The sequence below is a fragment of the Candidatus Gullanella endobia genome, from assembly GCF_900048035.1.
In the GTDB taxonomy this organism is placed as follows: Bacteria; Pseudomonadota; Gammaproteobacteria; order Enterobacterales; family Enterobacteriaceae; genus Gullanella; species Gullanella endobia.
Window position 1 is genome coordinate 897,402 of sequence record NZ_LN999832.1, and the last position, 14,780, is coordinate 912,181.

At 28.1% G+C, this 14,780-nt stretch carries 4 protein-coding genes and 4 tRNA genes; 1 reads left to right on the forward strand and 7 read right to left on the reverse strand.

What is annotated here, in order from left to right; genetic code table 11:
* Window positions 1-12: 12 nt before the first annotated feature.
* The 7 genes from leuS to FVIR_RS02510 form a co-directional block, all read right to left on the reverse strand.
* Complete coding sequence (gene leuS, locus FVIR_RS02480) at window positions 13-2,595, reverse strand: leucine--tRNA ligase (RefSeq protein WP_067498570.1); 2,583 nt, start codon at window positions 2,593-2,595, stop codon at window positions 13-15.
* Between the two features lie 2,361 nt (window positions 2,596-4,956).
* Window positions 4,957-6,498: an apolipoprotein N-acyltransferase gene (gene lnt, locus FVIR_RS02485; protein ID WP_320408710.1), complete on the reverse strand. Its 1,542-nt coding sequence runs from the start codon at window positions 6,496-6,498 to the stop codon at window positions 4,957-4,959.
* Between the two features lie 646 nt (window positions 6,499-7,144).
* Window positions 7,145-7,609, reverse strand: coding sequence for an rRNA maturation RNase YbeY (gene ybeY / locus FVIR_RS02490; protein WP_067498576.1), 465 nt, complete (start codon window positions 7,607-7,609; stop codon window positions 7,145-7,147).
* A 2,913-nt stretch (window positions 7,610-10,522) separates the two neighbouring features.
* Window positions 10,523-10,594: transfer RNA gene (locus FVIR_RS02495), tRNA-Gln, on the reverse strand.
* 12 nt (window positions 10,595-10,606) lie between these two features.
* Window positions 10,607-10,680, reverse strand: a tRNA-Met gene (locus tag FVIR_RS02500).
* A gap of 46 nt (window positions 10,681-10,726) precedes the next feature.
* Window positions 10,727-10,798, reverse strand: a tRNA-Gln gene (locus FVIR_RS02505).
* 22 nt (window positions 10,799-10,820) lie between these two features.
* A tRNA-Leu gene (locus FVIR_RS02510) sits at window positions 10,821-10,902 on the reverse strand.
* A 2,046-nt stretch (window positions 10,903-12,948) separates the two neighbouring features.
* On the opposite strand from FVIR_RS02510, the gene glnS reads away from it, so the two are divergent.
* Window positions 12,949-14,604 carry a glutamine--tRNA ligase gene (gene glnS / locus FVIR_RS02515; RefSeq protein WP_067498579.1) on the forward strand — a complete coding sequence of 552 codons (1,656 nt, stop codon included), beginning with the start codon at window positions 12,949-12,951 and terminating at the stop codon, window positions 14,602-14,604.
* The last annotated feature ends 176 nt before the right edge of the window (window positions 14,605-14,780 follow it).

Sequence of the window (14,780 nt, forward strand, 5' to 3'; positions counted from 1 at the left end):
TGTCTCCTTCTATTAATTTAATACTAGATTAATCAGTTTATCTGGTATATAAATTATCTTTTTTATTTTATTTCCTTCAAAATATTTTGTTACTAGATGTTCTTTTGATATACGTTCATAAAGCAAAGTTTCATCTGCATCTACAGGTACAATCATTCTTCCACGTAGCTTACCGTTAACCTGAATAACTATTAATTTTACCTCTTCTAATATAGCGGTTTTATCTACAACTGGCCATAGTGCATTATCGATCTCTCCCACACAGCCTAATTCTCGCCATAGTGTAAAGCATATATGCGGAGTAAAAGGATATAACATTTGTACAACCGATATTAGTGCCTCTTGTAAAATGGCGCGATCCTGTATACTTTTCTGAGTTGAGCGAGTTAGCTTATTTATTAGTTCCATGATAGCGGCAATAGCAGTATTAAATGCTTGACGACGATCGATATCATCAGTAACTTTAGCAATAGTTTTATGTACTTCATAGCGCAATGCTTTTTGTTTACTATTGAGAATAGTGATATCTAGTATGCCTGTTGGACCTTTTTGGATATGTTCATAAGTTAGTTTCCAAACACGTTTTAAGAACCGGCTGATTCCTTCTACGCCAGATTCCTGCCATTCAAGTGTCATTTCTGCTGATGCAGAGAACATTATAAATAAGCGTACGGTATCAGCACCGTATTTGTCTATCATTTCCTGTGGATCGATACCGTTATTTTTCGATTTCGACATTTTACTCATACCAGCATATATTATCTTTCGACCGCTAGCATCAATTGCTTTTACAATACGACCTTTCTTATCACGTTTCACATTAACATTTTCTGGAGATATCCAAATACGTTCACCGCTATCGTTTAGATAATAAAAAGTATCAGCCAATACCATTCCCTGGCAAAGCAAACGCTTTGTCGGCTCATCAGAGGTAACAAAGCCTGCATCACGCAATAATTTATGATAAAAACGAAAATACATAAGATGCATGACAGCATGTTCAATGCCGCCAATATACTGATCTACTGGAAGCCAGTAGTTAGCAGCTGCTGAATTTAGCATACCACAGTCATAATTCGGACATGTATAGCGTGCATAATACCAGGAAGATTCCATGAATGTATCAAAGGTATCGATTTCACGTAGTGCAGGTTGACCGTTATAGGTAGTTTTTGTCCAGTTAGGATCGGTTTTAAGCGGATTAATAAATCCATTCATAACTACATTTTCTGGTAGGACAACAGGTAGTTTATCTTTCGGTATCGGTAAAATAGTACCGTTTTCAAGCGTTATCATAGGAATTGGCGTACCCCAATATCGTTGACGGGAAACTCCCCAATCACGCAAACGATAATTCACTTTGTATCTTCCAACACCTTTTGATATAAGCGCATCGGCTATAGCGTTAAGTCCTGCCTGCAAGGTCAATCCATTAAATTTACCAGAATTGAAAAGAACGCCTTTTTTTGTCATCGCTTGAATACTAAGATCCGGTTTACTACCATCAATGTTTAGAATAATTGGTTTTATAGGTAAGTTATATTTTCGAGCAAATTCAAAATCTCTTTGATTATGTCCCGGCACCGCCATAATCGCACCAGTACCATAATCCATTAATACAAAGTTTGTGACCCAGATTGGAAGTATTTCGTTTGTTAGTGGATGTACTACATATAAACCGGTATCTACGCCTTTTTTTTCCATTGTCGCTCTGTCTACTTCTGCTACTTTAGCATTGCGGCATTCTTGAATAAAGTCAGTTAAATCTGGATTAGAGATCGATTCTCGCAGCGAAAGAGGATGGTTAGTTGCTACTGCAATATAAGTTACCCCCATAAAAGTATCATGGCGAGTGGTATAAACCACTAGAGTCTCTTCACTATCTAAAATCTGGAATGTAATTTCCATTCCTTCTGAGCGACCAATCCAATTTCGCTGCATGGTTTTTATCTGCTCTGGCCAGTTTTCAAGCTTATCTAAATCATATAAAAGCTGATCAGCATAAGCAGTAATTTTTAAGAACCACTGCGGTATTTCCTTATATTCAACCTTGGTGTCACATCGCCAACAACAACCATTAATAACCTGTTCATTTGCTAGTACTGTCTGATCTTGTGGACACCAGTTAACTGGAGATGTTTTTTTGTATACTAATCCTTTTTCATATAGATATGTAAAAAACCATTGCTCCCATCGATAATAATCAGGGTGGCAAGTTGTGATTTCACGGCTCCAATCGTAGCTTAAACCTAACAGTTTCAGTTGGTTTTTCATATAATTAATATTAGTGTAAGTCCAGTTAGCTGGCGCGACATTATTCTTTACTGCAGCCCCTTCTGCAGGCATACCGAAAGCATCCCAGCCAATAGGATGCAGAACATTTTTACCAAGCATACGTTGGTATCGGGCTATTACGTCACCGATAGTGTAATTACGTACATGTCCCATATGTAGACGTCCTGAAGGATAAGGTAGCATAGAAAGGCAATAATACTTTTCCTTATCTAGATCTTCGGTAACTTTAAATGTATTATTCTCATACCAGTATTTCTGGGCAGTAGATTCTATTTTTTTTGGATAATAAAACTCTTGCATGGCATTTGATAATCCTTAAATAAAATACAGAGACTCTCGCACAAAGAGAGTACATGAAATATTATAAATATAATTCTAATATTCATTTAATGAAGCTAATAAATGATAATAGAAACAAATAGCTAGCATTTATTTGAAGTTTTTATAATAAGGTTTATAAAAAAGATAACAAATTAACCTTTTATAAAATACTTTATGAAAAAATATATTTTTTAATTAAAAAATATGAAATGATGATAATGTATTAAAATACATATTTATTTAATAATAAATATGTATTTAATCGAACAATAAAATAAACAAAACGTCGCATAATACTACTTAACTAGTATGCTATTTCTATCGTTGATAAAATGATAAATCGCATAAAAGAAATTAATTGAATTCAATATATTAAGTATTAAGTTATCTTTAAATAAAGCAATACTATGCGTTAGTTTTAGTAATATTTTTATATAAAGCATTTACGGTAGTATATCAAATACCAGTAATTAAAAATTAACAGTTTATCATATTCATCGAAAGAGTCGTAGAAGATAACTTGTGATATATATTAATAATATTAGTATAAACGATTTTCTATTAATCGTTTACCTAGAATAATAAAAATCAATTATAGTAGAAAAATATAAGTTTCAGTGAAATTATATTATATTTTAGCAAGTTATTTATGATAAATAATAAACATAAAAACAACATTGACAGTAATATCAGATAGAATAGATTATCATACTTTTACAAAAAAAATACTAAATAAATTTGATCGATAATAAATATATTATTAATGTTTATACTTAAGTTTGTTTTATTAATATAGACTTAAGTTAGAATTAAACTTTAATTGAATTAATAGATTATTTAACATAAATTTTAAATCCTTTTATTTTTATTTGTAATAAGATAAATGATTAGCATAATCATAAAATTGATAAAAATATATCAAGTGTAGCTGTATTAAAAACTTATAAGTATAAGTAGAATAGTTTGTAATTATATTTCTTAGAATAAAATTCTAACTTAGACTAATAATCAAGAAAAGTAATAGTTTATTAATTTTTAATATCTTAAAAATCATTATTAGAATAATAATGATTATCTTAATATGGAAGCATAGCTATGCTAGACTAGCATAATTTCTTTTATGTTAGTAGCATTTAATATTCTTATAGAGAATGAGTTGGGTGATGAATAATTCTAGGTATAGCATTGATAAAATTCAGAATTAATAGTAATATCTAAAGAATTATTTAAGTAAGCTTGCTATGGAAAATGTCAATAATTTTTGGATTGAATCTATATACTCATCTGAATTATTCAGTTGGATATTATGAAATAATTTTATATATTAGATCCTAATACCGTTATAAATAACTAAGTGGAGTTTTAAAATACTAAATAGTAAGAAAAAAAGAAAATGATCTAACTTAACAGATTTAAAATAACACAGAAATAATAACTATAAAATTTAATTATAGTTAACTTGAATAAGTTGAGTTCTATTATTAAATATATTTTAATAAGGTTTAAACGTGTTATATAACATAATTATTATATATTTATATCTTTTAACAGATTAGTTGATTAATCTATTGATTATATTATTTATCTATTTAGATTTTAAATTTTTACCTTATTTATATAATAATATAAAGTGATAAGTTTTTATCTATAGCGTTTCGATAATATCTACTGCTTAGATTTACATAATTTGGAATATTAGCTATATGCCATTGCATTATCTATTATGAAAAAATCACCATTTAATTAGTTTTAAGATATATAAATAGTTATCATGATATTTATGATGAAAATTTTTATATTTTCTTATTATTTTGCTTATTATAAGATACTTCTTATGAAGATTTGAATCAAAATAGCATTTTTTGCCTAAATCGATAAAATCATTAATTTTTGCTATTTGCTGTTTTATATATGTTGATATATTATTAAAAATATTTATAACATTTGGTAATTAAATTATATCACTCAGATAACCAATATATTATATGGCACATATACAATTTTATGTAGTTTTAATCAAATTACATACATATTATTATATTCTACAGTAATTACAAAAAATTCAATCGGATACGCTCAGATCAAGTTGAAATAAAATGATATCTGGAAAAAATTTTTACATACTAGATTAGTTAATCTTTATAGGCAATTATAAGCAATTATTATCTCCGTAATTTGATAGTAGTATCTTGATTTTTTATAGAATGAGATTCATAATATGCTTATTAAAAAATAACACTCTAATAACTTTTGTTATATGTCGAAAACGACAAATAAAAAATACCTAGCATATATATTAATCGAGTAATTCAGTAATAACTTATTGAATAATAAACCTTATTAAATTAAGAATTTTATTTGTTTAAAGTGATCAAAAACTAGTGCACTAACTCCGACGAGTATTGTAAAAATCCATAGTGGCCAAGATCCAACGCGGGCATAAGGAGTCATTCCTTTTGTTGGGATCACGCGAATATTTAGTACATCACATTTAAATTGTGGTAATTGCGCCTGTGGCATTCCAGTAGCATCAATAACTGCTGTAATACCGTTATTACTACTATGTAGTAGAGGTCGTCCTAGCTCCAATGAGCGCATACGTGCCATTTGAAAATGTTGCCAAGGACCAATAGAATGCCCAAACCAAGCATCGTTTAATATTGTTAATAAGAAGTCGGTATTAGAGTGAAAATTATCTCGTACTTGACTACCCAAGATAATTTCATAACAGATAGTAGCAGTAAGATTCATATTAGCTACCCGTAGTTGCGGTTGTAAATAATCTCCTTGACTAAGTGAGAATATTGGAAAATTGAATAGAGACGATAGTAACCGAAATAAACTTGAACATGGTATGATTTCACCAAATGGTACTAAGTGATGTTTATTATATCGATTTTTAGAGGGATATCGATAGGGTATAGATTCGCCTAATACTATAATACTATTATAGTAGTGATAACCGTTAATAGTAGGTCGTGCATCAATAATACCAGTAACTAATCTGGTATTTCCTTTTTTTAACTGTTTATCAAGTTTGGTTAAGAAATCGTTTTGGAGCATCTCATTTTCTGGTATAGCTGATTCTGGCCAGATAACTATCTTCGATTTACCAATAGCTTTTAGGGTATGCTGTAAGTAAATATCTAATGTCGATATCACTTGTTTCGCTTCCCATTTTATTGATTGAGCAATATTACCTTGCACTAATGTAACGTCAATAGCTCGCTCTGGTTGAGGCTCGTACCAATGCAGCGAATATAGAGGATATAGCAACACTAAAATTGTCAATACAGCAACAGCAGGTAAAAGTCGCCTTTTTTCTATTGCATAGACTGACAGCCCGCTTATTACCATTAATATGAATGTAATCGCTTGTACACCCAATAACGGCGCTATACCTTTCAATGGACCGTCTATCTGGCTATAGCCAAATTCTAACCAGGGAAAGCCTGTTAGTATCCGACTGCGTAAAAATTCGGTAACTAATAATAACACTGGTGCTCCGAGTACTAATCGACAAAAGTTTACACGTGGCCAGAGCACTATTAGTAGGATGGAAAACAACATAGGATACAGTGCTAGGTAGGTAATGAGTATTATTACTAGTATCACATTGAATATATCTGGTAAACCACTGAACTGAGCGATACTAACATAGATCCAATTAATGCCAGTGCCGAATAAGCTAAAACCCCAGAAAAAACCAAGACAGCTAGCTTGCAAAACGTTACGATTTAGAGTAACTAAAAGCAAACCACCTAGCGAAATAATAGCTGAAGGCCAAAAATTGTAAGGAGAAAATGCAATAGTACCACAGGCGCCGGTAACGAGCGCTAGTAGTATACGGAACCACTGTTGTGTAAACAGTGAAGTATTGATCATGGAAATTAATCATCCGTGATAAGATATAATAAATCTTTAAGGATTTTAATGTATATTTGCATATATAGATATTTTAAAATTTAGCATCAATATTGATAAACTCATTAATATTATAGCAAGTGGAAAAAGTTTGTATAATAAAAAATCTAATCAGATTTATTTCTTAATTACTAAAATAGATATTAATAAGTTTATTAAAATCTTTAATATAGCTATATAGTAGCTTTAATGTAGATACTCCTTCAGTATGTAGTAGCCTTTCTTATCTATTAAGATAATAATATTAGATATAGAATTTTCTCGATATTGAAAATAATAAAGTTTAGGCGTTTTTTAATAATTAAATGTTTGATTAAAAATAAAATTTATTAATGTAAGATAATATTATCTCGAGTTCTTTTATTCTATTATATTTATAATGCTTTATAAATATCTTAGGTGATAAGATCGAAAAAATTTATCTTATTTATAATTATTAATTAGCTTGATAAGCTTCTCATAGTTTTTTTGTTTACCATAAAATGGTTAATTTAATATTAAATTAACCATTTTTTATTTCTTCAATTATTTTTGCTGCATAACTCATTATTATTCATAATATTAGTTAATAAAAGATTTTATAATAATTCTGTAAATATTATTCCTATTTTTCCGAAAGATAAGGATCTGGATAACCAAGTTTTTGCATTATCTTAGTTTCTAACAATTCCATTTCCAGAGCTTCCTTATTCAATATATGATCATACCCTAATAGATGCAGTGAACCATGAATAACTATATGAGCCCAATGTGCTTCTAGCGTTTTTCCCTGTTGCTGCGCTTCGCGTTCTATAACTTGACAACAGATTACCAGATCTCCTATGAGTGACAATTTTACTTCCAATGCTAACTCTAGAGGAAAAGAAAGTATATTTGTGGGTCTATTTTTTCCACTATATATTATATTAAGTTCGTGGCTTTCCGCCTCATCTACTAAACGAATAGTAACTTCTGAATAATCGCGAAATCGTGGCAGAACTTCCCGAAGCCAACGCAAAAAATCATCTTTATCAGGTAGGTATCGTGTTTCGTCGCAAGCTATCTGTAAATTAAGTATTACATCGCTCATACATTAAGTTCTCTTAAGAATAATTAAATATAGTTACTTATAGTAATAATATTATTATAATATTTTATAATATTAATACTTTGTTTTTTATTTATCTTTAAGATATTTTTAGTCGATTATTTCAATATATATTATTGATATCTATAATATATATTTTTATACAAGAAATTAAATTAATTTATTTTATTTTTTAGATAACATTTATGTTGTATTAATCAACTCAATTTTTTAATTGAACATATATCTATCTAAGTAACATTACTAGCGATGATCAATTCTGAATTAAAGATAGTAAAAGTTATTAATATATTCATCTACTCGATATCTGGATTTTATTTTTCGTCAAAAATAATAAAAGATATAATACTAAATTAGTTTTTCACTCGTTAAAATCCTATTATATAAAAAGAACATCGTACTTAAATAATCAAATATTAAAAATTAATTTATTGCTAATTTTAATTAGAAAGACAAATAAAAAGATAACACTACGAATTTCTTTATGCTCTAATTTATTTATAAATAATTAGTACTACTAGAAAATTTTTTCTTACTTCACTTGAGATGAAGTAAGAAAAATAATTTTTTATTAAAGCGTGTATATTTTTATGCCTGATTGATTTTATACGGTTTAATATAGTTTTTGATTAAGATATTTATTGAGTAGTTAAAAACAACATATTCCCTTTTGAGGTTTTATCAAGCACTTTTATATATTAAATTAATAAATTTAAGAACTAACACTAAACTTTATAACTATATTATTCATCGATATTATACCTTTAAAAATTAATAATCCGGTTATTTTAATATTGTTATATATCTCTAGTTTTTTAAACAGTATCATCCACTATAATATGTTCTAATTCAGTCCTTATAAATAAGAAAAGCTATATTGTTTTATTGATGATATCTTTCTAAAAGATATAAAATATATATTTTCTTTTACTCTCTACATCTGCTATTTTAAAAATCTTCTTAGATATATAAGGTATATAAATATAAAAGTTATAATTAAAATTTACTGTTACTATAAATTTCATCGTTTACTAAAATTTTTAGTTTTTAATTAAAAACAATCATGAAGATGGAATTTATGAAAAAATAATTTATTTTTTTGAGAAAACTTCGTGTATCTATTATTCTAATAGATTAACAAAACTGAATAGTTCTTAGGTATTAAGGTAGATACTAATAACATCATCGCTAATTCGATATGGGAACTAATGATATAGTAAAAATAATTTCTACTGAAATAATCCATATTAGTTCTGAAAAATATAAATACTATTTCTATAATTAATACTAAGATAGATATTAATGTTTTCTCCAGATAGATTGAATTTACACATAATCTAACATACAAACTTTAACTATCTCAAATAGGATTAGCTTCAATTAAGAACTCACTTTTTTTCATCTCAGATATATTGGATATAATAGAAATAATGAAAATCGTTCTATTTTATCAAATTTTGATATATATACTAAGTTTATTACTACTGTAATGTATAGTTATAAAAATATCGATTTTCTTTGATATTAGATATTTAGATATTCAGATATTTTACTTTCCTATGATGCTATAGAATCGATAACACTGATAATCAATTTCAGTTAATTTTTTTTAAGAATACATTAGCACCTTAGCTAATGAAACGTTTTACTATAATTTTATAATACAGAGATAAAGTTTTTAACTATCAGACTACTAGTAATTAAAAATTATTAAATAATCGAAAGAAAAGTAAGAATTATTTTTTCGATATATTGACTAGAAACTAAAAAATAATAGCTTAGTTCTAAATAAAACTAGACATATTATGAGATCATGTTATGAGGTAGTTATAGATAACAGAAACGTAGTGTGAGTAATTTAAGTGTGATCGCTAACCCAAGCAGAACTTTCAGGCTATATATTGAATAGGTCTTATAAAAATCTTTACAGATCAAAGTTTTTTAATGCTACATATACTCTATATTACTTGCTATTATGTACTAAAAATAACGATTTTTAGTAGTTAACGCTTGATAATGTTGGTATTATTACTAATAGAGTTTTAGTTAAATCAATAATATGATTTCCTAAACATGTTATATATAAGCATTATAATCAATATCTAGTAACATTAGAAAATTTTGCCTAATGCTTAGCAAAAAGGTAGATAATAAAAAGAAATAATCTGTTAGAAATTTCATCTTTCTGGACCGTAAACTTTTTTATTATTCTATATACATTTAATATTGCTAGTATAGTAAACTGGTGCAATATGCATGCGTTAGTTTTAGAAACTCGATCTACCCGTGATAGCATAATTGAAACCTTATCTCATATTAATAGTATTGTTCTTTTTATTCGCCACTACGTTAGTAGCTATGTACCACTAGAGTTTATTTAAATAAAAGTTTTATATATAAAATCAATATTTAGTCGATTAAAAGCTCATCTTAGTTTTCTTGATTCCGATGCATTGGCGGAAGCTTTGATTATTACTTGTGAGCAATTTTAAACACTGAGTATCATATTTTTTACTGAAAATATAATTTTATCTCGTTAATCAAAGTAATAGTCTTAAAAAGCATAGGTTTATAACTTCAATAAGAGTAAGGTATTTGCTAATTTTGATGTTAGCAAAGCTGCTATTTCATTAGGTCTTCATAAATAAATTTTTACGATAGTAAATGTTAAGAGGATTATAAAAATAACAAATTATATCAAATAAACAACAACTATTGAGAGAATAAATAAGTAACAGAAATAATTTATTATCTATCATTATAGAAATGAGTTGGCAATTTTTAGCTAGATTATATTTTTGTTTAACCTTACCTAAGATGATTTGATATTAATGTTATTAATATCTAATAAGAAATAAACTTTTTAATTGTCTTTTTATTGTAGAGTTTATATAGCTGGGGTACCAGGATTCGAACCTGGGTATGCCGGAATCAGAATCCGGTGCCTTACCGCTTGGCTATACCCCAAAAAAAATATAATAGCTACGACAGGAATCGAACCTGTGACCTCAGCATTATGAGTGCTGTGCTCTAACCAGCTGAGCTACGTAGCCATATTTTATTAAACTACTAAATTGGGATTTACCCAGATAATTTTATCTGGGGTACCAGGATTCGAACCTGGGTATGGCGGGATCAAAACCCGCTGCCTTGCCGCTTGGCTATACCCCATTACTTATTGGCTGAATAATAGTACGGGAGGCGAGACTTGAACTCGCAAACCTTACGGCGCCAGAACCTAAATCTGGTGCGTCTACCAATTTCGCCACTCCCGTAAAGTACAATAATTACTAACTAAACCATAAATTCTAATTCTAGCATTAGAATTTATAAGTACTATAATAAATTTAACTACATGCCAAATCTTCTATCTAACAGATATTTAAAAAATATTTAAAGCATATTATGCGGAATTAAAAAAAATCAGTCAACTTTTTTCGTTAATCTTACATTAACGCTGATAGATTGCCTAATCTATTCAGACAGACTATTTAAGTTAATTAATTTTCAATATGTTATATGATATATCTTTTGTTATGCTTTATGTTTAAATAAAAAATAATAGTTATTTTTTATTCCTAGTATTTAATAAAAAATTTAATCATAAAGTAGCTAATTCTTAGCCGAAGCAAAAAGGAAAATAACAAGTAGTGTTTAACAATCCTAACTAGGTAATAAACTGTCTACATTAATAAACTAAGAGATAGTTTCAAATTACTACAGCAATGAAACTTTTAAGAAAGTCTATTGCCACGTATTAGTGTTGTCAGTTAGAAGTATACTAATAGCAAATTATTTGACAAATATAAAAACATTAATCAAGCATTCTTATAGTCGGTTATAAATACACTAAAATGCGTACGTTTAATAATGAGATTAATGGGTTTATTAATTTTTCCAATGAATTATCTTACTTATAAGATCTTAGTAGAATACTATCTCGATTTTTATAGGTGAGATTTTCATTATAACATGTTATACCCTATATAGATTAGCATATCTCTCTACATCTAGAATAGATGATCTTTTTGAATGAGATATTTGCTGTGATATTCTAGATAGAAATAGATTTATTAGTGTTAATATAATTATACATATGAAAGATTCAAAGAGTGTATATTAGTTTATTAGAGATAAATACTTAATATTTCAATATTACCCTCTTAAAAGATCAATTTAATAACTATTATTTTGATTTTTTATCATACTAGATATATACAATTGAAATAAAGTTAATCATAACATTAAATACCATAAGTTTAAATTGGTAAATTATATTACAGATTTTATTTAAATTTTATAGATCTTCCTAATAATATAAATCTATTTAATAGTAAATCTTAATTATAGCTTCCAAATTTATCTAACGTATCTAACGAAACTTAGATATAGAAAATTTTTAAAAACACTCTGAAACAATGCAGATGAAATCGTATACCTTCATTTCATATATGAAATACTGAATAGATAGCTTATTTATCTCTTAACGATAAAATATATAAATAAATTAAACCCGACGGATAGAATAAGGATATAGAGATTATTAGATATCAAACTATTTTATCGATTTATTGGTGATATTTTTGTTTCAACATATAAGTTATCATATTTATAATATTTCATTTATAAAATTTATGGATAACAAGCTGGTCTACTTTTATTAAAGTAATCAATATTTATCATGATTTTTACTTTGAAAAAATAATAACTCTAGAATAAATGCATATAATTACCTATATGTATACATTAATAGAAAAGATCCATAATATATATTATGAAATAATATAATATATATTACATAAGATTAACTAATCCTATAATTTTATTTATCCTATTTAATATTAATATATATTCAATGAATAATTTATTATATTAAGTAATATTTAAGAATGTTACGCTAACTATTATGATAAAGATAACTGCGGTAATAGGTTAAAAATAGCTTTTATTTTGTATAAATAAAAAAAGATATCTGTTTTTTGCGATAAGATAACAGCGGCTACAATACCTACTTTGATTTTTTGTCAAAACCTCTATATTACTCTAATAGGTTATTAAGTTTAACTTTTTCTTTTTGCTATCATATTTATCTCCGATTTGGAATGAAAAAACTCAATATTGTATTTAATTACTTATATGAATTTAATAACGTTATTTTATAGATAGTTTTGTCTTTTAATAATATCACTATAATAAAAGATATCAAACATATATTTTTATTTCAGCAATAAAAGCTTATTTAACAAATATCTGTGTAATAGCATAACATATTAAAATATGAGTATAATAAACATTATGCTATTGCGTAGAGGATTAGTAATATGAGTGAGATTGAAGCACGCCAAACAAATTTCATTCGTCAAATTATTGATAATGATCTAGCTTCAGGAATACATACATCGATACATACTCGTTTCCCGCCAGAGCCAAATGGATATTTACATATCGGTCATGTTAAATCGATTTGCCTTAATTTTGGAATTGCTCAAGATTATCAGGGTAAATGTAACTTACGTTTCGATGATACAAATCCGGTTAAAGAAAATATTGAATATGTTAATTCTATTAAACATGATTTGCAGTGGCTTGGTTTTAATTGGAGTGGTGATATTCACTATTCTTCCGATTATTTTGAAAAATTGTATGACTATGCACTTGAGTTAATTGATAAAGGTCTAGCCTATGTTGACAAACTATCACCAGATAAAATCCGAGATTATCGTGGTACTTTGACATGTCCAGGCAAAAATAGTCCTTACCGGAATCAAAGTGTAGAAGAAAATCGGATATTATTTGCTAGAATGCGCCAAGGTGAATTTTCTGAAGGCAGCGCCTGCTTACGAGCAAAAATTGATATGGCCTCACCATTTATGATAATGCGTGACCCAGTTTTGTATCGAATTAAATTCACTGATCACTATCAAATTGGAAATAAGTGGTGTATTTATCCAATGTATGATTTTACTCACTGTATCTCCGATGCATTAGAAGGTATTACTCATTCGCTTTGTACATTAGAATTTCAGGATAATCGTCGATTATATGATTGGATACTAGATAATATCACGATCGACGTACATCCTAGGCAGTATGAATTTTCCCGACTTAATCTTGAATATACTGTTATGTCTAAGCGAAAACTAAATCTTTTGGTTATGGAGAAAATTGTTGAAGGATGGGATGATCCACGCATGCCTACTATTTCAGGTTTACGACGACGCGGCTATACAGCGGCTTCAATTCGTGAATTTTGCCGCCGAATCGGTGTGACAAAACAGGATAACAATATTGAGATGGCTGTATTGGAAGCTTGTATACGAGAAGATTTAAATGATCGCGCTTGTCGCATTATGGCTGTTATTGATCCTGTTAAGGTAGTCATCGAAAGTCTACCTAAGGGGTATGAACAGGATATTGTAATGCTAAATCATCCCAATAAGCCTAACATGGGAACTCGTCATGTAGCATTCAGTAGAGAAATTTATATCGATCGTGCCGATTTTAAAGAAGAAGCAAATAAGGGGTATAAACGTTTGATATTAGGTAAAGAAGTGCGCTTACGAAATGCATTTGTAATTAATGCTGAACGTATAGAAAAAGATAATAAAGGAAAAATCACTACAATTTTTTGCCGTCACGATCCTGATACTTTAAATAAAAATCCAGCAGATGGACGTAAGGTGAAAGGTGTAATCCACTGGGTATCAGCCACTCGTAGCTTTAAAGCAGAATTTCGTCTATATGATCGATTATTTATCGATCCTAACCCAGCGATGACAGAAGATTTTCTTTCTAAGCTAAATCCTAATTCGTTGGTTATCCGTAAGGGTTTTGTCGAAGCAGGTGTTTTAACAGATAATATCAAAGGACCCTTTCAGTTTGAAAGAGAAGGTTATTTTTGTGCTGATAGTCACGATTTCACTAGTACGCATCCAGTATTTAATCGCATAGTAAAACTAAGAAGCACCTATTTATAAAGGGTTTATCTATTAGATAAGATCACATAACATTAATTCCTACTATTACAAATAATATATATTTTCTGTTTTCTAGAAAATATAGCCTTTCGAAGTTGTTATATATGTTATATAATACATTTAACCATTTATTTTATATTCATAAATCTTATTATCTTTTATGAGATTTAAAAAGA

Excerpts from the sequence above, each read along its gene's own strand:
- leuS (WP_067498570.1), bottom strand. The coding sequence starts at position 2,595 with ATGCAAGAGTTTTATTATCCAAAAAAAATAGAATCTACTGCCCAGAAA.
- ybeY (WP_067498576.1), bottom strand. The coding sequence starts at position 7,609 with ATGAGCGATGTAATACTTAATTTACAGATAGCTTGCGACGAAACACGA.
- glnS (WP_067498579.1), top strand. The coding sequence starts at position 12,949 with ATGAGTGAGATTGAAGCACGCCAAACAAATTTCATTCGTCAAATTATT.